Source organism: Paeniglutamicibacter quisquiliarum, from assembly GCF_019084045.1.
GTDB lineage: Bacteria > Actinomycetota > Actinomycetes > Actinomycetales > Micrococcaceae > Paeniglutamicibacter > Paeniglutamicibacter quisquiliarum.
Map to the genome: position 1 here is coordinate 16418 of NZ_JAHRED010000013.1, position 20773 is coordinate 37190.

Genomic DNA, 20773 nt, shown 5'->3' on the forward strand with positions numbered 1-20773 from the left:
TGCCCGCAATAGGACAGTGGGCAGGAACGCTCCCGCAACCAATAATTCACCGGTCGCGTCGGGTCACCAGATGACAAAGCCGCCGTCAACAAGCAAATCCGTTCCGGTGACGAAGGAAGCGGCGTCGCTCAGCAGGAATGCCACTGGACCCGCGATATCCTCCGGCTCGGCGTTGCGGCCCAAAGGGGTGTCATTGGCATAGCCCGCCATCGCACTGGCCTGCTCGGGGCGTTTGGTCATTGGTGTGTTGGTGTAGCCAGGGCTAACGCTATTGACACGAATGCCCCGCGATGCCCACTCCCATGCAAGACTCTTGCCTAGTTGAACCACGCCCGCCTTGGCCGCGTTGTAGTGTGCCTGGACCAACCCTCGGTTGGCAATCGTTGCCGACATCGACGCGATGTTGACAATGGCGCCGCCACCGTTGCGCAACATCGCGTTTCCTTCGGCTTGGCATGACAAGAAAACACCCGTCAGATCCACATCCAGGACCTTCTTCCATTGCTCGACTGCCATGGATTCAGCGGGCGCGGCGTTGGCGATGCCCGCTGCATTTACGGCCAGCGAGAGCGGGCCGAACTTCCCTTCAACGAAAGCCACGGCGGCCACCATGTCGTCGGCGCGAGTAACATCTGCCGAGATGGATGTTGCGCTCCCTCCGGTACTCCGGATTTCGTTCACGACGCCGTCCAAGTCGCTACCTTCCAAGTCGATGCATCCGACCGAGGCGCCGAGCCCGGCCAACGCCAGAGCGATGGCCCTGCCTATGCCGCTACTGGCCCCGGTGACTACAGCGGTCTTCTTTTCGAGTGAAAATGACGGAATGGCCATGAGGTGTCTCCTAAAATATTCGGTTTGGCGCCCTGGCATAGTTTCCGGGCCGCCGGCGGCAATCAATTGTTGGTCTGGTGGCGGCGAACTATGCTCTGAAGGTCGCGGAAATTTCCCTGTACGTTGGAATAGATGTCTTTGTAGAGCTGGAAGTACTCCATATACATTTCGTGGTTCTTTTCATCGGGTTCCAGATGCTCGCGGTATTTGCACCATTCCTTGGCGACACTGAAATCATCGAATACGCCTACACCGACTCCGGCGAGGATGGCATCTCCAAGCGGCGCTCCGGTGCGGCCCTTGAGCATGGCGGTGGGAATGCCAAAGACATCGGTGATAATCCGGCGCCAGACGTCGCTCTTGGCACCACCTTCGTTGAAGATCAGCGGGTGGTTGATTTGCAGACCGGTTTGTTTGAGCACCGAGTAGGAATCGAAGAGAGCGTAAGCAACGCCTTCCATGAATGCGCGGAATACGTGCCCGCGGTGATGGTGCAGCGAGAGTCCGAACATAACGGCCCTGGCGGATGTGTCCCAGATGGGCGAACGTTCGCCCATCAAGTACGGCAGAACGAGGAGTCCCTCGCTGCCTGGTGGAATATCTCGTGCTTGAAGCGTGATGAGATCGTATGAACTGACCTTCAACATTCGCTCGACGTCTACTTCGCCTTCTCCGAAGGTGTCGCGCAGGTAGCGCAGGGCCTGTCCGCCAGTCGTCGTGACCGCCACAGCCGCGAAAGTATCCCGCGGTGAAGTGGTGTATGGAATATTGACCATGCGCAGCCCATCTGGGGAATTGAGATAATCCAGATTCTGATGCACTACCCCCAATACGCCGCTGGTGCCCAGGTTTAACTGCATGTCACCCGGTTCGACTGCGCCGCCAGCGATCCAACCGGCATTGCAGTCGACCTGTCCGCCAACCACTTTGGTGCCTGCCATGAGGCCCGTGGAGCGCGCCGCTTCCGCGGAGACTTCGCCGACGATGTCCGTGCTGTCGCAGAGTCGAGGTATGAGCTCGGGGGAAATCTGGAGGCTGTCCAGAATGTCGTCCCGGAAAACGCCTTTTCGAATGTCGAAGGCCACGCCATAGAAAACCGCGGAACTGCTGTTGAGCGTATATTCGCCCGTGAGCCTTGAGACGATGAAGCCGTCGATGGTCAAAGCCTTGTGAATCCGTTCATAGACCTGCGGCTTATTGCGCTGATACCAGTACAGGTTGACGAGGTTCGGATGGTCTTCGATACGGTTCGCGGTCACCTCTTCGATCAATGATTCTCCTACCAAGTCCCGAATGATATTGACTTCTTCGGTGGCTCTGCGGTCCATCAAATTCGTGGCGGCAGCGACGGGTAGGTTTTGATCATCTACCAGCACCATCGAAGGAAGTGCACTTGATACGGCGATGCCGGCGATTTCCTGTGGCAGGCACTGAGTGTCCCGCAGTACCTGCTGGATCATTTCGCAGGTGGCGGTCCAGTATGTCTCAGGATCGTGCTCGGACCACCCGGGACGGTGGTGGAAGATGGGGTACTCGCGGTAGGCGTACGCCAAGACTTCTCCTTGATCATCAATGATGCAGGCCTTGGCACCGCCCGTACCGAAATCGATTCCAAGAAGCCGAGTGGCCATTGATTCTTCTCCTACGTTCGTGCGCTGGCTGGAGTCGGCGCAATATTGGTTGCTGTAGTTTATACGGGGCGGATGGCTACTTGACCACGGCCGCTGTTCGGCGGTCGAAGGTCAACAGGACGGCGAGAATGACCACGATTCCCTGAACGATCTGCTGGGCTGCCGGCGGCAATCCGATGATCAGCATTCCATTGGTGAGCTCAACAAGGATCAAGGTGCCAATCAGGCCGCGGGCTGCGCCGCCCTGGCCGCCCGAGAGAGGTGTTCCGCCCATGACGATGGCGGCGATGGAGGGCAACAGAAATGAGTTGCCGATGTCGGGGGTAGCGGCGGTCGTAGAGAACAGCACCAGTACGCCTGCCAGACCACAGCAGAGGCCTCCGGCGCCGAAAGCCAGGGACTTGACCCAACGGACATTGACGCCGCAGACTTTTGCGGCGCGCTCGTTGCCTCCGATTGCGTAGATGAATCGCCCAGTAGCGGTGCGACGCAGCCAAACAATCAGCAACAGCCAGAGGATCACGGCATAGACCAGCGGCATTGGGAAGATCCCGAAAAGGCTCTGGTGAAAGGCCGCGTTGAGCGATCCGCTTACCAACTGGACAGGGAAGCCGCCGGAGGCCAGGAGCGCAATTCCACCAAAGACGAAGGAAGTCCCCAAAGTAACAAGGAATGACGGCAGCTTTATGTAGGAAACGATCACTCCGTTGAACAGCCCGATCAGCAGCCCGAGGGGAAGTACCCAGAAGACAGCGGACTGCCCCATTGATTGGGCGAACAAGGCTGCCGCAACGGCACAGAGAGACACTATCGCCCCGACGGAGAGGTCGATGGACCCCATCAAGATCGGTGCCGTGCCTGCGGCGACCACCAACAGCAGCACAGAGGCCTGACGCATCATGCTGTCGAGGTTTCCCGGCGAGAGGTACTGGGCGTTCATGGTGGTGAAGATTATTGGCAGGATGACCAAGGCCGCGACCAGGAAAACCATTTGGTATCGGTCGCGCCTTGAGGCCTTTAGCGTTCCCATCGGTTTAAAAGCAGGTCCAGTGGGCATTGAGGTGCCTCGTTTGCGGCCAGTGAGTGGTTCGGTAATCATCAGTGTTGCTCCCTCTAAGACTAAGAAATTGACTCGGCCAGTTCGCCCAGCGTTGGTTCGGACTCGGAACGACAATCGAATTCGGCACTTACAACCCCGTCGCGAAACGCGATAATACGATCGCAAATGGGCATTAACTCTTCAGGTTCATCGCTGGCAATGAGAATCGCGACACCGCGGTCAGAAGCCTCTAGGACCAGACGAAAGATCTCTGCTTTGGCATGGACATCGATACCACGGGTAGGTTTGTCCAGAACCACTACTCGGGCATCTTCCGACAGCGCGCGGGCGACCAGAAGCTTCTGCTGGTTTCCACCCGAGAGCGACCCGGCTGACTGGTTCAGACTCGACACCTTGACACCGAACTTGGTGACGAGGTCCTGGGCAAAAGCCTTCGCGGCATGGGGTTTGCGGGCCAGATCCTGGCGCCCCTCCGCGGCCATCGCCCCGAGTGACAAGTTGTCCTGGACCGAGTGCAGCAATGAAAGGCCCTCTCCAGCGCGGTCTGCAGGAACGAAACGGATCCCCGCTTCCAAGGAACCTCGCACTCCGGCAGAGACCGGCTCGCCGTCGACGTTGATTGTGCCATCCTTGGCCTTGACCAGGCCCGAGACGCAACGGGCGACTGCGGTCTTCTCCTCCGACTCGCCAATGAGAGCAACGATCTCTCCTGGACGCAGTGTCATGCTAAACGGTTCGGCAATACTGGGCAGCGTCAGGCGTCGCAGTTCAAGCCGGTCCCGGTCGCCATCGATTCGTTTGTCGCGCCGGGTATGACGGACGACCTCGGTATCTCCGAGCAATAGACGGCTAAGTTGTTCGGGAGTGGTGGTTTTCGGATCAGGGGTGCCGACTACCTGTCCGTCGCGAAGCACAACGACACGGTCACTCCATTCGAGCAACTCACTGCCCCGGTGCGTGGTGAGGATGATTCCCATACTGGAACGCAGGTTGTTGATATGTTCCTCGAGGAAATCCACCTGAGATTGCGTGAGCCCGCTGGTTGGCTCATCCAACAGCAGGACAGGCTTCTCGATCTTAGCCAACCGCGCCATATACATCGCCTTGGCGATCTCCACCAGTTGTTTCTCCGCCATGGTCAGCTGGTCGACTCGCTTGGTGGCATCCAGGTCACCAAGACCGACGTCGTCAAGGAAGCCGCCGGCGATGTTGTTAATGCGATTGGGCGTAATCAGCCCAAACTTGCGGATATGGCGTTCGGTTCCTAGCGTTAGATTTTCCGCCACGGTGAGGTTGTCCATGACCGAGAGTTCCTGATAAATACGGAACACCCCCGCGCGCGTTGAATCATTGTAGGAAGACGGCTGGAATGGGGTCCCATCGAGGGTCATCGAACCGCTGGTCGGGGCGAAATTCCCGGAGAGTATGTTTAGCAGGGTGGATTTACCGGCACCGTTGTGGCCAGCCAATCCCACTACTTCACCGAGCTTCAAGTCGAAGGAGACCGAATCCAGCGCCTTGAAGCCTTTGAAGACCTTGGTGAGATTCGTGATCTGGAGCAATGAATCATCTGTATTCATGGCTAGAACTTCGTCCCAAAGACGGTGGCACCGGTTGAAGTTAACCGGATGGCCTCGGCGTACGGGTTCTGTACGGCGTGCTCGGAATAGAGTTTGGTGAGCCGCTGAATGGCTCCGCCGTCGAGCGAGTCCTGCAAGGCGGGCGGGAACTCGAAGCCCTCGGGACGTTTGGTATTCAGGTCTTCGGTAAAGAACGGCACGGGATCCACCGGCGCCAGTGCCACCTGGCTGTCCCAGTCGTCCGGATGAAGGTGACGGGACATCTTCTTCCAATCGAATCCTGACGTGGCGCCTGTAGCAACACGCTTGTATTCGATGGCTGATTCCTTCGTATCGAGGACCAGCGAATCTTGGAACATCATGCGCTCGGCAGGGTCGTACTGGATGCCATTGGTCAGGTCGAAGTTTCGTACCAACATGTACCCGCCGAGCCAAGTGCCGAAGATCGATTGAACGGCGACCACATTGGGGCCTTGAATCAACTTGTCGAGGATCGCCAGCTGTTCGTCAGTACCACCCACCTTGATCCGGTCGTTTCCTTTTTCCTCGAGAACCGAGACAGCGCCGAGGGCAGAGGAAGAATTGTGGCAGATGATTGCATCGATCTTGTCGAAGCGCGAGAGCATCGCTTGGACAACCGGACGAGTGTCTTGTCCGTTTTCCTTCCCGTCCTGTCGCGCCAAGACCTTGATGCCCGGGAAGCCAGCCACTGCCATGTCAAAGCCCTTCTCTCGGGCGTTGGAAGTGCGGTTGGTTGGCGCGCCCTGGATGTAGACCACGTTTCCGGAGCCTCCGATGGCCTTGAATACCGCCTCGCTTAGTGCCTTCTGGCCCAGGACTTCCCGTGGTGTGAACAACGTGGAGTACAAGTCCTGGAAGCCGGGTTCGGAAGGAACCATCCAGGGCGTTGCGGAGAATGAGGTCCCCAAAGGAATGTCCTGTTCGGCGAGGATTTCACCCATCTGTCGAACGGCGTCGTTGTTGATAGGGAAGGTTACGACCTGGCTGGCCCCGGCCGCCTTGGCGGAACGCAACTGGTTGATTTGGGTTGCCGCAGAGCCCTCGTAGCTTTGCATTCGATAGGACAAGCCCAGGGCTGTGGCCGCCTCCTTCCCGCTTGCATTCCACATGGTGAAGTACTCGTTGGTCAGCGTGGGCACTGACGCAAGCGCGACGCCTGGGCCGGCGGCCGCGGTCTGACCGGAACCTGAACCCAAAGGCGCACTGCAGCCTGTCAGGGCCCCTCCGGATGCCAGGGCCACGGCGCCAAGGCCGAGCCCCTGAAGGAACTGTCGACGCCGCACTCCCGAGAACGCGTTGAGCTGCGCGGATGGACCGGAGGCTACGCCTGCTTCGGAATTCTTTGGATCGATCATGGGGGCTCGCATTTCATCTGAGTGTTTGCTCGACCGCTATCGGGTGGACTCTTTTGCGCGGATTCGAGGAAGTGCATCAAGGTGGAAAACGTGAATCACATTTGTGAACACAGTCACGTATGTGATTCAAGGTTAGTGTCAGGCATCACATATGTCAACGAGCTATTGATGAATTGAAAGCCGCGCACACCCGGTCGGGCGCTCGCGAGGAAACACACAAGGTGTGGAGGGCGAGATTGGAGCAGCACGCGCAGCAGTTACGCGCACGACGAATAAGGCCCTCTTGAGTGGTGAACTCGAGAGGGCCTTAACCAAAATCCTCGGTGGTGGGTTTCGCAGCCGCTGAGCTACGATGCGGCGAGTGCCTTGCCCAGGGGGCTATCGACGATTAGCACATTGACAAGTCCGCCTTCGATGGCGGCCGTGACGGCCTGTGCCTTGGATTCTCCGCTGGCCACGGCCACGACCGTTTCAATCGCTTGCAGGTCGCTAAGGTCGAGGGAGATGATGCGCTTGTTGATGGCCAGATCCAGCTGCCGTCCGGCGGAATCGTAAAACCGGCCGGAGATCTGTCCAATGGCACCGCGCTCGATCGCCTCCTCGATTTCCTCGTCGGAGGCCCCGGCCCGCTGCAGGAACAGGTTTGAGCTGTCTAATCCGTAATGGCCGACGCCGAGAACCGCGACGTTAGAGGTTCGACCAAGTGCCAGCGCGTTGGAAACCTGTTCCGTGCGCATCAAAGCTGCGGCTGCTTGTTCATCCTGCATGGTTGCCGGCGCATTAAAGTATTGGTAGCGACCACCTAGCTTTTCAGCGAGGTTGCGCACCAGATCGTGACCCGAGAATCGGGAGTCGATGCTCAATTCCCCAGCAAGCTGAACCACTTGCACATCAACGCGGCGACTGAAGCTGGCGCTTTCGACCATCGCCTCCACTGTGCTGCCCCAACATAATCCCAGGGTCTGTCCATCGTTGAGATTTTTCTCCAGCCAGTCACAAGCGGCCTGGCCAACTGCCAGTAATCCGCGGCTTGATTCGCCGGGGTCGCTAGCTCGGCCCGGAACGACAACTACTTCGTTCACGCCCGAGTCCGAGAATTTGGCCAGCAGGCGCTGTTCGAGAGCTGGATCGCGATCCAGGGGGTATGCAATCTCGAACTTCACGATGTACTGCTCCCTGGCGGCCCGCAACATGCGTGAGACATTCGATCGTGTGACGCCGAGTTGCTTGGCGACATCCATTTGCGACTGCCCTTGGATGTAATAGAGGAACGCGGCGTGTGCGAGCCTCTCGGCACTGAGTCTTGCCATGCTGCTCCCCTTACCGGCACATCATGCGCCTTGAATGAACTTTGTACCCATTCTAGATCGAGAAAGGATTAACGCTCCGGAACCGGATTTTGGGCAAGACTACGCGTGACCACCTCGCTCCACTGGTCATAGCCCTCATTGGCATAGCCGCGTTCGCCGTCTGGGCGGAAGTGCTCCCGGTCATCACCAACGGCCATGTCGTCCTCGGGTAGATCAGCGCCAAAGGTTTTCAGGGCGACTCGGGCGACTCCGCGCGCGGTCAGTTCCCGGCTGGCAGGACGAACTATCTGACGACCAGTCAAATCGGCCAGAAGCTGGCAAAGGTAATTGTTGCCTGCGCCCCCGCCATCGACCGACAGCGGCTCGGCGTTGGGTAGTCCACCCATCGCTTTGAAGAGGTCGAAGGCCTGGAACGCCATGCTTTCGAGGCCGGCACGCATCAAATCGTCAGGCCCAGTGTCCATGTGCAAGCCGCTGATCGTCGCCCCTGAGCCGCCAAGCCATCGCGGTGCCCCCAACTCGGTGAATGACGGCACCACGTAGATGCGTTCATCAGCAGTCAGGCCGCTGCGCTCTGGTTCCGGGATACGATCCGGCGGCAACGACAAGAGCCGGGATAACCAAGAGAGCGTGTAGCCGCTGTGGAAGGCGGACCCTTCGAGTTCGTAATCGGCACCGGCGGAATCGGTGGTCCACGCCACCGAAGTAACCAGGGCCTCGGCACGCAACGGGTGCGGACCCAAATTCGAGCTAACGACGCAGGAGGTGCCGAACGTGACCTTGGTGTCTCCCGGCGAGTCGCACCCGTGGCCCAGCAGTGAGGCTTGCTGGTCCCCGATCATGCCTGTAATGGGGATGCGTTCGCCGATGATGCCCGGATCTGTGTGTCCAAAATGTGATGACGTGGGGCGCAGCTCCGGTAGTGCTTGCCTGGGGATTCCCAATGCTTCCGGAAGCTGCCCGTCCCAGTCGAGCGTGTCCAGGTTCAACAGCTGATAACGCGATGCATTGGAAAGGTCCGTGGCGTGCACCGCCCCGCCGGTCAGGGAATATAGGAGCCACGAGTCGATGGTACCCACCGCGAGCCTGCCACTATCCGCCAGTGCGGCGAGTTCCGGACGTGCATCAAGCAACCACGCGATCTTGGAACCAAAGAAGAACGTATGGTTTCCCAGCCCGGTTGCCGCTTGGATCAGCGGGGCAAGCCCCTGGAGATCCCAGCGGCGCACGATGTCGGCGCTTTGCTGGGACATCCACATGATGCCGTCGTGTACTGGCCTTCCGGTGTCACGAGACCATGCGATGGCTGATTCGCGCATATTGGTGATGCCAATACACAAGGGCTTCACCTCGCAGCGAGCAAGGGCCGCCCGCAACACCCTGATCGTTGCCGAGACCAATGCGACTGGATCGATCTCTACGTGGTGCGGCCCCGTGACCTTGAGCGTGAGTTTTTCCGACGCGCCAACATGGTGGGCACCGGTCAACGGGTCAATAATCAGGCAACGCACGGACTGCGTTCCGCAGTCAATCGCCAGAACTTGTGGATGTGCCACGTCGTTCTCCTTTAAAAACGCGTCGGTTCGCGCCCCAACGAAGGAAACGGGGCGCGAACCGACCACCTGAATGGCGATTATTATGCGTCGGGGACGCTTTCGCCTTCTTCGCCGATGTAGGCGATGATGCTGCCGGCATTGACCGTGCTGCCCTCGGGGCAGACGATCTTATGCAGGATTCCGTCGGCAACGCACTCAACCTCGATTGTGGCCTTATCGGTTTCCACGCTCAGCAGCGGTTGGCCCATTTCGACCTCATCACCCTCTGCGGCGAGCCACTCTTCGATGTACGCTTCGTCGCTGGTCTGACCCAGCGCGGGCATGACGATGGCTTCCATGGTCCGCTACTCGCTTTCAGTTCGATTGTGATTGGCAGACAGTACTTCGCGTACCGCTGCTTCGATGTGCTCGGCCAACGGCAGCACGGCTGCTTCAAGCGGCGGGGAGAACGGCATCGGGATATCGCGGCTCGCGACGCGGCGCACCGGGGCCTTGAGGTCCGCAAACAATTCATCGGAGACGCGCGCGCTGACCTCGGCACCCCAGCCTCCCGTCAGATGCGCCTCGTGGGCGATCACCAGGCGTCCGGTGCGCTTGACGCTCTCCATCACCGTGTCCCAGTCGAAGGGATTGAGCCAGACCGGATCAATGACCTCCAGTTCGATTCCTTCTTCGGCCAACTTCTCGGCCAGTTCCAGAGCCTTGTAAAGCTCCGTGAAGGTCGCGACCACGGTGGCGTGCTTTCCGCGGCGTCTCACCCTGGCCTGTCCCACTGGAAGAGCGAAGTTCTCTTCGGGAACGTAGGCCTTGGTGTTGATGGATCCGGCCTCCTGACGTTTGGCCCCGTAGAGCAACTTGTGCTCGAACACCAGCACGGGGTCGTCGTCGCGGATCGCTGCGGTCAGTGCACCCTTGGCGGTGTAGGGATCGGAGATGCACAGGACCTTGATGCCAGGGACGTGCATGAAGAAGCTCTCCGGGCACTGGGAGTGCTGTGCACCGCGCTGGGAGGCACCGACCGGGCAACGCAACACCATCGGGATGGTGAGCTTGCCGTTGGACATATAGCGCTGCTTGGCCGCCTCGTTGACCAGCTCGTCCATGGCCTCGAAGACGAAATCCGCATACTGCAGGTCCGGGACGGTGCGCATTCCGCCGATGGCTGCGCCGATGGACGCGCCGATGATGGCCTTCTCACTGATCGGGGTGTCGATCACGCGGTCGCGGCCGTATTCTTCGGCCAAACCCTGGTAGACACCGAATGCTCCGCCGAAGCCGCCGGGTACGCCGACGTCCTCGCCCAGCAATACCAGGTCCGGGTCCGTCGCAAGTTCCCGGTGCAGGGTCTCCCGGATTGATTCCGCGATCGAGATGAAACGATCCTCCTCCCCATCTTCCGCGAGGGGACCGGCCCCCTCAACCTTCTGTGGTGGGTTTCCATAGATGATGTTCGGGGCCAATGCGGTCTCGGGATCCGGCCACGGCGCCTGCTGAGCGTGCTTCAGTGCCTCGGCAATACGCTTCTTCGCCCGCTTGGTGCTTTCCTTGACCTGCTCTTCGGTAGCGGTACCCTCTTCGACCAAGGCCTCGCCGAAGGTCTTGATCGGGTCCTTAGCCGTCCAGTAGGCCTCTTCTTCCTTGGTGCGGTAGCCGCGGGCATCGCCGCGGCTATGGCCCACATATCTGTACGTCAGGAATTCGAGGAGGACCGGACCCTTGCCGCTGCGGGCAGTCTCCAGTGCTCGTTGCATGGCACCGCGCACTGCTCGGACATCCATGCCGTCTGCCTGCTCGGACGGGATCCCATAGGACTCGCCCCTCGAGGCCACATTGATGTTTCTGGTCGTTTCATGGAACGGGGTCGAAGCTCCGTACATGTTGTTTTCGCAAACGAAAATGACCGGAAGATTGAGTGCTGCCGCATAGTTGACGCCTTCATGGAAAGCGCCTTCGTTAACTGCTCCGTCACCGAAGAAGCAAACCACGACGTTGTCGGTGCCCTTGTGCTTGAGCGCGTGGGCCAATCCCGGGGCGATCGTGATGCCGCCCCCGACGATGGCAATGGAAGGCAGGATTCCCAAGGCAGGATCGCCCAGGTGCATCGATCCGCCGCGTCCGCCCAAACATCCGGTCTCACGACCATAGATCTCGGCCATGCCGGCTGCCGGGTCGAGTCCCTTGGCCAAGGCGTGTCCGTGAGGGCGGTGCGTGGACGTGATCCAGTCCTCAGTGCGCAATAGTGAGCACACGCCGACCGCGACGGCTTCCTGTCCTTGTGACTGGTGCAGCGTACCGGGGATCTCACCCTGCAGGTAGCGCAAGTACGCCGTTTGCTCGAACTGGCGGATGAGCACCATTTCCTCGAGCAAGTGAAGGCTTTCGTCAGTGCCCAAGGCTGGGGCCTGGATGGAGCTTGCCTGTGGGGACATTAGCGACATTAGCGGCCTGCCTGACCGGTCGATCCGAATACGTCCATGAGACGCTGGATTTCCTTGGTGAGCGCGACACCTGCACGGGAGTTGGCGTCACCTTCGAAACGCGATCCGAACACGAGGTTGGGATCTTCGACCGGCCGGCCCAGCTCGGCCACGAGGGCTTGACCGAACACGTGCTTGAGCTTGGTTCCGACATTGACCTTCGTAATACCTGCTTCGACGGCGCGACGCGTCTGATCGTCAGGCGTGCCCGAACCGCCGTGCAGCACCAACGGGACATTCACGGCGTTGCCAATCTCCTTGATGAGGTCGACCTGAACCGTAGGGATGTGTCCGCCCGTGACGAAGTGAACGTTTCCAACAGCGACTGCCAAGCAATCGACGCCGGTTTCCTTGACGAAGAATTCTGCGGATTCCGGGCTGGTGTAGGAGGCCCCGGCCTCATCGAGCACACCGTCCTTGATCTCTGCCAACGCGCCGATCTCGCCTTCGACCGCGATGTTCAATGCGTGTGCGGCTGCCACCAGCGAAGCGGTATCGGCGATGAGTTTGTCCTGATCCCATCCCTGGGTGTGCATCATGACGGAGTTGAAGCCCGCTCCGAGGCCGCCGGCGGCCTCGGAGAAGCTTTCTGCTTCGTTGAACAGCGTAGCCACGGGGACCTTGGCACGGTCCGCCAGTGTACGGCAAGCTGCGCCGTACAGTTCGAGACCACCGGACTGCAGCCATTCATGGTTGCCCGACAGGCCACCGATACCGAGGATGACCGGGGAACGGTTGGCTTCGGCCGCTGCAATGGTGGCTTCGAGGCTGTAGATGTCCCAAGACTCGAAGTAACCAACAGCGTAGCGGTTCTTGCCGGCGTGCTCGAGCAGTTCTGGAAGGGTGACGAGAGACATTGTTAGAGCTCCATTTTCTGGTTGGTGGTTCGTTCTTGTAACTTGCGGGGTTATGCGGGAAAGAGGTCTTTAGCGAAGCGCGGTCTGCGTTGGAGTATCCATTCGCGGTAGGCCTCGATTTCTGTTGTGGTCTGTTGCCGGTCCCATTTCAATTCCGTTGCAGCCAATTCGGCGACAGCTTCAAGGGATTGCAATCCGGCATCATCAGACCATGCCAGAAGTAACCGTCGTGCGACGATATCGGTCAGTGTCACGGCGAATTCCTCCCGGACAGCGATGGCAACCTCTGCGCCGATGGCGTGGGCCGTTCCGCTGATGGGTGCCGCGAGCGCCGGATCGCTGCGGGCAAGCGCCTCCACGGATTCGGCACGGATTCCGTAGAGGTCCAGAAGCCTCCGTGCGGTGGGCTCGGGCAGGATGCTTCGCTTCAGGAATTCGGCCTGATAACCGTTCCAGTCCGCGCAGCGGGCACCCGGCAACTTCATCCGACGCGTCCGCGAGCGGGACTCGCCAGGACAGCGACCGAGGCCGTGGACGTGGCGTTTCAGCACCCTCATCGTCAGTTCGCCCAACGCGCGGTGCGTGGTGAGCTTTCCGCCGCTGATGCTGAATAAGCCGGGCAGCGTCGGGTGAGCGATGACCTGGTGGTCCCGGCTAACCTGCGCGGCCGACTTTGCTTTGGGTGCATAGGGTAGCGGACGCACACCGGCCACTGAATGCACGATGTCCTCCGGTGCAAGCCTGGCCTGCGGAATGAGGGCGTTGACTTCCTGCAACAGATAACTGACTTCGTCATCGCTCATGATGGCTTCGGAAGGGTCACCCTCAAAGAACAGGTCGGTCGATCCGATCAGGTAGTTCCCGTCCGGTAGCGGCAGAACCAAAATCGCTCGACCATCACTGGTCGCTTCGTAGTGAACCCCTGTGGACGGGGCACCAGGAAACCGCTTTACGGTCAGATGGGAACCCTTTGTCCCGCCAATCAACTGGTTGCTTGTTTCGGACGAATGGCTGAGGACCTTGTCTACCCAGGGGCCGGCTGCGTTGACCACCGTCCTCGCTGGTTGCAAGAACTTCCTCCCGGTCAGCGTATTGACGATCTGGACGCGCAGTTCCTTTCCGTCTCTTGCCAGCCCGACGACTCGGTGGTGATTGTCTACCCGACCACCTTGGTTGGCAATGTCCAAGGCTTGTTCAATGCACAGCCTTTCCGCATGGGCGGCTTGGGCGTCGTAGTAGAGCACGGCGCCGGAGAGCCCACGGGTTTCGATGCCCGGGGAGTCTTTGATGACCTCGGCGGCGGAAAGGGACCTGTGACGCCCCGTGGACTTGTCGAATGACAAAACGTCATACAAGAACATCCCCAGACGCAATATGCGGGCCGACCGGCTGTTATGGCTAAAGAAGGGAATGAGCAACGGGAACGGTTTGACTAGATGCGGTGCGTTTTGCAGGAGTCGTTCCCGCTCACACAGCGACTCCCGGACCAAGCGGACCTCGAAGTTTTCCAAGTATCGGATGCCTCCGTGTATCAGCCGACTCGAAGCTGCGGACGTACCGGCCCCGAAGTCTTCGGCTTCGGCTACTGCCACCGACCATCCGCTGAAGGCAGCTTCGCGCCCCACTGCCAGGCCGTTGACGCCCCCGCCGATTACGAGAACGTCAACCGATGGGAGCACCATCCAATCTTCATTCTCACAATTGTGCACTTGCTCACGTATGTGATTCATAAGTAGAGTATGACTCAGGTCACGACCGGCTGTCAATGCGGAAGCAGGGTTGTGAGGAATCGAATGTGGTTCCCGCTATTGATGAGGAAACACCGTTGTCCGTGGGGCCGGCAGGGCAAGCTTGCCAAGCCGAAGGTGGTGAGTCGAATCAATGGTTGTGCTCGCGCCTTTGGGTGCGAACGGCCTAGCTGATTGGATTAATGGCGAAATGCGAACTCGCGGCATGCGCAAATCACCGGTCAAGTCGTGCCGGGCAAACCCTCGAATCGCAACAACCGCGGTCCGGAACGGGTGGCTTTGGCGCCAGCGAATTGGGCGGATATGTCGCGCAAGATGCGATTCGATACGGCAACAACATCTGAGCAACACGAAAAGAAGGAAGCACATCGCATGAAAACCCAGAACGACATTCCTGAACTGGTAGGAACGCTTGTCCCGTTGAAAGGAATTCGGCGTGCAGCGGCGCGTCAAATGGTTGCCGCCTGGCAAGCGCCTGCATTCCACCTGACCATGGAAGTCGACATGTCCAATGTCCTGAAGATTAAGGCCGCGTCCCCTGAATCAACGGTCACCGACAGGCTCATCAGCGCTACGGCACTGGCTCTATTGGATCATCCCGGTCTTAATGCACACTACTCAGAGGATGGGATCACAACCTTCGAGGATGTGAACATTGGCATCGCGGTGGCAACCGAGGCAGGCCTGACCGTTCCCGTTGTGCACGGAGCACCAAAACTGAGCTTGCCGGAAATCGCGGATCGAAGGCGTGAGGTGGTTGAAAAGGCCCGGGCCAAAAAGCTTGGACTGGCCGACATTTCCGCAGGCACCTTCACAATTTCGAATTTGGGGATGCTCGGCGTTGATCGGTTTGACGCAATCATTAACGTCCCGCAGGTGGCAATCCTGGCGGTCGCCGCGACTAGGCAGCGTTACGTGATGACTGAAGCGGGTGCTGAATGGCGTCCCATCACCGAGCTGACGTTGACTTGTGATCACCGGGCGGTTGACGGGTCCATGGGTGCGCGGTTCCTTGCCCGACTCAAGGAAGTTCTCGAATCGGAGCTCTGATAGTGCCGAGGTAGACTGCTTCGATGCCGTCTTGACGGGCGATACGGAGCCGGAGTGTCGGCAATTCTTCGTAACCGCGCTGACATTCCGGGGCTGTTTGGGCGGCACGAACTCGGCGAGAGTGCTCTGATCATGAGCCCGGCATGTGTGAGTTCCTCACGGGCGTTTCTCGACGGAAACGAATTGCAGATGCGGTAGAGAACGTAACGCCGGCAACCCTGCAAGGGGCTCGAGAAGTTTTCGCTTTTCGAGCCGAGGGTCCCGGCAACTATCGTGGCGTCGCCAGGCATCAGTAAGAACGGTGGCGCATTTGTCGCATGACGGAATCGTGCCAAATGCGTAGTTCGTTCCCCAGCGGAGAGGCGTTGATTGGCGGTTCCGCGCACCTCTGCGATGCGGGCGCCCGCCTAGCCGCGGCCGATGAACGGCATCCCGGCGGCGGTGATGGTGACGTGGTTGATGGACACCTTGGCCGGGGCGGCGGCTATGAACTCGGTGGTGGCCGCGGCCTGTTCCATGTCGAAGGTCGGTTCGACCTTCCGGCTCCCGTCGGCCTGCAGCGCACCCGATGTTGCGCCGACATCCTTCATCATTTCAGAGGCGGCGTTGCCGATGTCGACTTGTGAACAAGCAATGCCGTAGGGCCGGCCGTCCAGTTCGATGGACTTGGTTAGTCCCGTGATTGCGTGCTTGGTCACCGCGTAGGCAACCGACGCGGGTCGGGGCACCTGGGCACTGATCGAACCGTTGTTGATGATGCGCCCGCCGCCGGATTCCTGCATGTGCCTGAACGCGGCGCCGGCGCAATACATGGCTCCGCTGAGGTTGACGGCACAGACCTCGTGCCATTGCTGCGTCGTGAGCTCACCGATGGTTGCGGCGGGACCGAAGACCCCGGCGTTGTTGAAGAGCACGTCGATCTTGCCGAAGCGGTCGATTGCGGCGGCGAAAAGCCGATCCACGGCCGATGGGTCGGTGACGTCGGTGGGGACCACGAGTGCGTTGGGGTGCTTGGCGGCGCTCTGCTGAAGCTGTGGCTCACGTCTACCGGCAAGGACCACGTTCCACCCCGCGTCGAGCATCCGTCGGGTGACCGCGCGCCCGATTCCGGAACCGGCGCCGGTGACCAGCATGGTTCGCGGCGCGGGCCTGGCTTGATTGTGGAGTGGATTCAAGTGGAATCATCCTTTGGAAGTGGAGCTGACGATTATCTGTAATCGGGGTTTACCCGCGATTGGCCGGGGTTAGTTTAGCGCCGAAGTGTGGCGCGGCGCCTTTCGCCCCCGGCTCCTTGCCCGTCGGAGGCGGCGTGCACACAGGGGAAAAAGTACACCCGGCGGGTCATTCGGCGTGCAAGACTTGACGTCGACACCCATTGGTCGACCGGTTGACCAATGCGAGTTGATGTCATAGTGTCATCACAGGTCGTGACGTCGGCCACATATCACTGAAGGGAACAGCATGCTTCTGGAACAACGCACCTACGACATATCCCCGGGTGTTCCGATGACCGATTTCCTGCGCGAGTATTCCAAGCGCGGGCTTCCTGCACAGAAGCGGATCCTTGAGGGATTCGTGGGATATTTCGTGACGGAGTTCGGAACCCAGAACCAGGTGAACCACTTTTGGGCCTTTGCCGATCTTGAGGACCGGCGTCGCCGGCGCGCCGCGCTGGCCGCAGACCCGGAGTGGCAGGACTGCATTTCGGTGGTACGTCCCATGATCGTTCGATGGGACAACAAGATCATGTACCCCACAGATTTTTCCCCCATCAATTCTCTTCCCGTGGGCAGCGACGAGCCGTTCACGGCATTCACCTACACCGGGACGGGAACGAACGCATCATGAACCTCCACTCACTGCTTCAGAAGCGCCACGAAGCCGCAGGGCCTATCCGGGTCGGTGTCATCGGCGCCGGAAAATTTGCCTCGATGTTCCTGACCCAGGCAGTCAACATGCCAGAACTACATATTGTTGCCATTGCCGACATTGCTCCCACGCGCGCCTTTGAGGCGTTGGAACGCACGGGGTGGCCACGGGAACGCTATGGTTCCATGAGCATTGGCGAGGCAGCGAAAAGCGGCCGCACCGCGGTGATCGATGACTCTGCCGCGCTTGTCTCCTCGGACCACATTGAAGTGGTCCTTGAGGTCACTGGGAATCCGTTGGTGGGGGTCACCCACGCGATCGGTGCCATCGATAATGGCAAGCACATCATCATGGTGAACGTCGAGGCAGATTGTCTGGTCGGACCCCTGCTGCGCCAGCGCGCCGATCGCGCCGGCGTCGTGTACTCAATGGCCTATGGGGATCAGCCTGCGTTGATCGCCGAAATGGTCGATTGGTGCCGCACTGTCGGCTACGAAGTAACGGCCGCAGGGAAAGGAACGAAATACCTGCCCGAGTACAGGTATTCAACCCCGGACACTGTCTGGGACTACTACGGCTTCACCGAGGACCAACTCGCCCACGGAGATTTCAATCCAAAGATGTTCAACTCATTTCTCGATGGCACCAAATCAGCCATCGAAATGGCGGCGGTCTCGAATGCCTGCGGGCTGGTCCCAGCCGCGGAAGGCCTTCAGTTCCCCGTGGTTTCCGTCGACGAGTTGTCTGACCAGATGGTTCCGCGCAGTGCCGGGGGAACCCTCGAGGGCCCCGGCATGGTTGAAGTTATTTCCAGCCTCAACCGCGACGGCAGCGAAGTCGAACGTGATCTGCGGTGGGGCGTCTACGTGACGTTCCGCGCCCAAACCGAATACGCGCGCTCATGCTTTTCGGAATACGGCGTGCGCACCGATAAAAGCGGATGGTATGGGTCGCTTTACCGCCCTTATCACATGATCGGCATGGAGCTAGGCGTCAGTGTCGCCTCCGCCGTGCTGCGTGGTGAGGCTACGGGCGCACCGGTGGGTTTCTCGGGCGACGTGGTCACCATGGCCAAGCGCGACCTTCGAGCCGGAGAGACCCTGGATGGCGAAGGGGGGTACTGCGTGACCGGCACGCTCGCCCCCGCCAGCGTTTCCCTGGCACAAAAAGCCCTCCCCATGGGACTTTCACACAACGCCAAACTTGTGCGCAACGTTGCCAAGGACCATGTGGTCACATGGGACGACGTTGAGCTGCCGGAGGACACCCTCGCCGTGCAAGTGCGCCGCGAGATGGAGGCACAGTACCAGCCGGTCGGGGCATGACCGGACTACCAACCCATCACTTGAGTCAAGTTCAACGGAGAACTTCACATGGAAACAGCTACCCCCGCCACCACTAGGCGGTCAAACAACTCACTCGAGCGCATCGGATCCTTGTTTGGAAAGATCCCCGGCGCCAGCATGGTCATCCCGCTTTTTCTGGGCGCAATAGTCAACACCTTCTTTCCCCACCTCCTCGACGTAGGCAATTTCACGACGGCACTGTTCCGCGACGGCACGGGCGCGCTGCTCGGCTTGTTCTTTTTCTGCATGGGTGCACAGCTCGATTTCCGCACCACGGGAGTCACCCTGGAAAAAGGTTTCGCCATCCTGATCGGCAAAGTTGGCATCGGAGTCGCGGTCGGTCTCGCAGTTGCCTTCTGGATACCTGGAGGAATGCTGTTCGGTTTGCTTCCGCTCGCGATCATTGCGGCCATGACCAACTCGAACTCGGCTCTTTATGTGGCCCTGATGAAGCAGTTCGGCAATACCAGCGACCGGGCTGCGGTTTCCGTGATTTCCCTCAACGATGGACCCTTCTTTACCCTCATCGCACTGGGCGCTGCCGGGCTGGCGGCATTCCCAGCTGAGATGCTAGTCGGACTGCTCATCCCCTTGGCGCTCGGCTTTGTCCTGGGCAACGTCAGTCCCAAAGCCAGGGCCTTCTTGGCCCCCGGCGAGACACTGCTCATTCCCTTCCTGGGGTTTGCCGTGGGCCGCGGCATCGACTTTGGCACCCTGGGCGTCGCCGGTATGCAGGGCATCCTCCTGGGCCTGATGACGGTCGTCCTCTCCGGCGGCGCGGCCATGTTCGCGCTTTGGCTTGTCCATGTCCTGCGGCGACGCCCCAAACCAGCACGCAACCTCATAGCAGGGGCCGGGGAGGCCACCACGGCTGGAAACGCGATTGCCACACCTGCCGCCATTGCTCTCGTCGACCCCACATATCAATCCATCCAAGCGCTGGCCACGGCTCAAATCGCGGCCGCAACAATCACTACAGCGATCCTCATCCCGTTCATTGTCGTCCTGGTGTCGCGCTGGCAACTTAAACGGAACATCTCCCCTGCGAACGAGGACACCTGGAACCTCCACAAGAGCTTCCCGGCTTCGACGTCACCGCCCGTACGCGACATTGACGTATCCACACACCCCGCCTGATTAATAACGAAAGAGAAAAACCATGATGAACGAAGCACTACGCGGCAAGCTCGACCGCAACGAAACGGCCTTCGGCCTGTGGGTCACTTCCGAATCGTCCGCTGTCACCGAAGTTGCGGCGTTGTTGGGAATTGACTGGATATGCATCGACATGGAGCACGGCTACCTGGACTACAAGGCCATTTCAGGACATCTCGCCGCTGCCCGGGGTACGAACCTGTCCGTCTTTGTGCGTCCCCCAAGCCAAGACTTGGAGCCGATCAAACGGGCCCTCGATCTGGGTGCCCATGGCGTCATCCTGCCCCTCGTCGACTCGGCGGAGGAGGTCCGGTCCGTCTACGATCACTTCTACTACCCCCCAACGGGCCGGCGCGGTATCGGCGGTGAGGCAAGTGTCAAGTGGGGTCTGGACCTAGAGAACTACGTTCAATCTGCCAACGAGGAACTGATGTTTATCCCGATGATCGAGACGCAGAAGTCCTACGTCAACCTAGATCACATCCTGGATGTTCCAGGGATCAGGCACATCTTCTTGGGCCCCGGTGACATGTCTGCCAGCATGGGATACGTCGGTGAATGGGAAGGCCCCGGTGTTGCGGAGATCAACCTGGACATTCTGGAACGAGCTTCCAAGCGCGGGGTTACCTCCGGCATCGTCGCCCGCAGCTCGGAGGAAGCGATTATGCGCCGCGACCAGGGCTTCGGCATGGTCTCGCTCGGTTCCGACATCGGACTGATGATCAGGCAGATCCGCCAGATGTCTGAAGCCCTCGGCAAAACCGCCGTTGGCCACCGCTGGTTCTAACACAAGATGGGGTGCCCGGATGATAGAGTCCATGATCATCCGGGCACCGTCAGGTCTCAATAAGGGCCGATACAGCCTGCACAACACCTCGAGACAATCGGAGCAAGCGAGATATGAGTCAGAGGGCTACAACCGCGGAT

At 59.7% G+C, this 20773-nt stretch carries 17 protein-coding genes; 5 read left to right on the forward strand and 12 right to left on the reverse strand.

Annotated features, from left to right (window positions below; genetic code table 11):
* Positions 1-63: 63 nt before the first annotated feature.
* From KRR55_RS18205 to KRR55_RS18255, 11 genes are all read right to left on the reverse strand, one after another.
* Positions 64-831 (reverse strand): SDR family oxidoreductase, encoded by a 768-nt coding sequence (locus KRR55_RS18205; protein WP_217390734.1) that lies wholly within the window; start codon positions 829-831, stop codon positions 64-66.
* A gap of 62 nt (positions 832-893) precedes the next feature.
* The gene (locus tag KRR55_RS18210; RefSeq protein ID WP_217390735.1) at positions 894-2462 is read right to left on the reverse strand and encodes an FGGY-family carbohydrate kinase; all 1569 of its coding nucleotides are present in this window, start codon (positions 2460-2462) and stop codon (positions 894-896) included.
* A 76-nt stretch (positions 2463-2538) separates the two neighbouring features.
* The gene (locus tag KRR55_RS18215) at positions 2539-3453 is read right to left on the reverse strand and encodes an ABC transporter permease (RefSeq protein WP_217390736.1); all 915 of its coding nucleotides are present in this window, start codon (positions 3451-3453) and stop codon (positions 2539-2541) included.
* A 128-nt stretch (positions 3454-3581) separates the two neighbouring features.
* Positions 3582-5102 carry a sugar ABC transporter ATP-binding protein gene (locus KRR55_RS18220; RefSeq protein ID WP_217390737.1) on the reverse strand — a complete coding sequence of 507 codons (1521 nt, stop codon included), beginning with the start codon at positions 5100-5102 and terminating at the stop codon, positions 3582-3584.
* A gap of 2 nt (positions 5103-5104) precedes the next feature.
* The gene (locus KRR55_RS18225; RefSeq protein WP_217390738.1) at positions 5105-6478 is read right to left on the reverse strand and encodes a sugar ABC transporter substrate-binding protein; all 1374 of its coding nucleotides are present in this window, start codon (positions 6476-6478) and stop codon (positions 5105-5107) included.
* A 347-nt stretch (positions 6479-6825) separates the two neighbouring features.
* Complete coding sequence (locus KRR55_RS18230) at positions 6826-7788, reverse strand: sugar-binding transcriptional regulator (protein WP_217390739.1); 963 nt, start codon at positions 7786-7788, stop codon at positions 6826-6828.
* A gap of 68 nt (positions 7789-7856) precedes the next feature.
* Positions 7857-9344: an FGGY family carbohydrate kinase gene (locus tag KRR55_RS18235; RefSeq protein WP_217390740.1), complete on the reverse strand. Its 1488-nt coding sequence runs from the start codon at positions 9342-9344 to the stop codon at positions 7857-7859.
* Positions 9345-9424: 80 nt separating this feature from the next.
* The gene (locus KRR55_RS18240; protein WP_217390741.1) at positions 9425-9682 is read right to left on the reverse strand and encodes a biotin/lipoyl-containing protein; all 258 of its coding nucleotides are present in this window, start codon (positions 9680-9682) and stop codon (positions 9425-9427) included.
* A 6-nt stretch (positions 9683-9688) separates the two neighbouring features.
* Positions 9689-11737: an alpha-ketoacid dehydrogenase subunit alpha/beta gene (locus tag KRR55_RS18245; RefSeq protein ID WP_217390742.1), complete on the reverse strand. Its 2049-nt coding sequence runs from the start codon at positions 11735-11737 to the stop codon at positions 9689-9691.
* A 44-nt stretch (positions 11738-11781) separates the two neighbouring features.
* Positions 11782-12678 carry a class II fructose-bisphosphate aldolase gene (locus KRR55_RS18250; protein ID WP_217390743.1) on the reverse strand — a complete coding sequence of 299 codons (897 nt, stop codon included), beginning with the start codon at positions 12676-12678 and terminating at the stop codon, positions 11782-11784.
* Between the two features lie 50 nt (positions 12679-12728).
* Positions 12729-14408, reverse strand: coding sequence for a glycerol-3-phosphate dehydrogenase/oxidase (locus tag KRR55_RS18255; protein WP_217390744.1), 1680 nt, complete (start codon positions 14406-14408; stop codon positions 12729-12731).
* A gap of 390 nt (positions 14409-14798) precedes the next feature.
* Here KRR55_RS18255 and KRR55_RS18260 point away from each other — a divergent pair, with 390 nt between their 5' ends.
* Complete coding sequence (locus KRR55_RS18260; protein WP_217390745.1) at positions 14799-15476, forward strand: dihydrolipoamide acetyltransferase family protein; 678 nt, start codon at positions 14799-14801, stop codon at positions 15474-15476.
* A gap of 407 nt (positions 15477-15883) precedes the next feature.
* On the opposite strand, the gene KRR55_RS18265 is transcribed toward KRR55_RS18260, so the two are convergent.
* Positions 15884-16609, reverse strand: a complete 726-nt coding sequence (locus tag KRR55_RS18265; protein WP_217390794.1) for an SDR family oxidoreductase — start codon at positions 16607-16609, stop codon at positions 15884-15886.
* A 328-nt stretch (positions 16610-16937) separates the two neighbouring features.
* Between KRR55_RS18265 and KRR55_RS18270 the strand changes: the two genes are divergently transcribed.
* From KRR55_RS18270 to KRR55_RS18285, 4 genes are read left to right on the forward strand one after another with little or no spacing between them, the layout of a single operon-like run.
* A complete protein-coding gene (locus KRR55_RS18270) occupies positions 16938-17324 on the forward strand; it encodes an NIPSNAP family protein (RefSeq protein WP_217390746.1) in 387 nt (128 codons plus the stop codon).
* Complete coding sequence (locus KRR55_RS18275; protein ID WP_217390747.1) at positions 17321-18670, forward strand: NAD(P)H-dependent oxidoreductase; 1350 nt, start codon at positions 17321-17323, stop codon at positions 18668-18670. Before KRR55_RS18270 ends, KRR55_RS18275 begins: the two co-directional genes overlap by 4 nt.
* Positions 18671-18718: 48 nt before the next feature.
* Positions 18719-19828 (forward strand): 2-keto-3-deoxygluconate permease, encoded by a 1110-nt coding sequence (locus tag KRR55_RS18280; protein ID WP_217390748.1) that lies wholly within the window; start codon positions 18719-18721, stop codon positions 19826-19828.
* 22 nt (positions 19829-19850) lie between these two features.
* Positions 19851-20633 (forward strand): HpcH/HpaI aldolase family protein, encoded by a 783-nt coding sequence (locus KRR55_RS18285; protein WP_217390749.1) that lies wholly within the window; start codon positions 19851-19853, stop codon positions 20631-20633.
* The last annotated feature ends 140 nt before the right edge of the window (positions 20634-20773 follow it).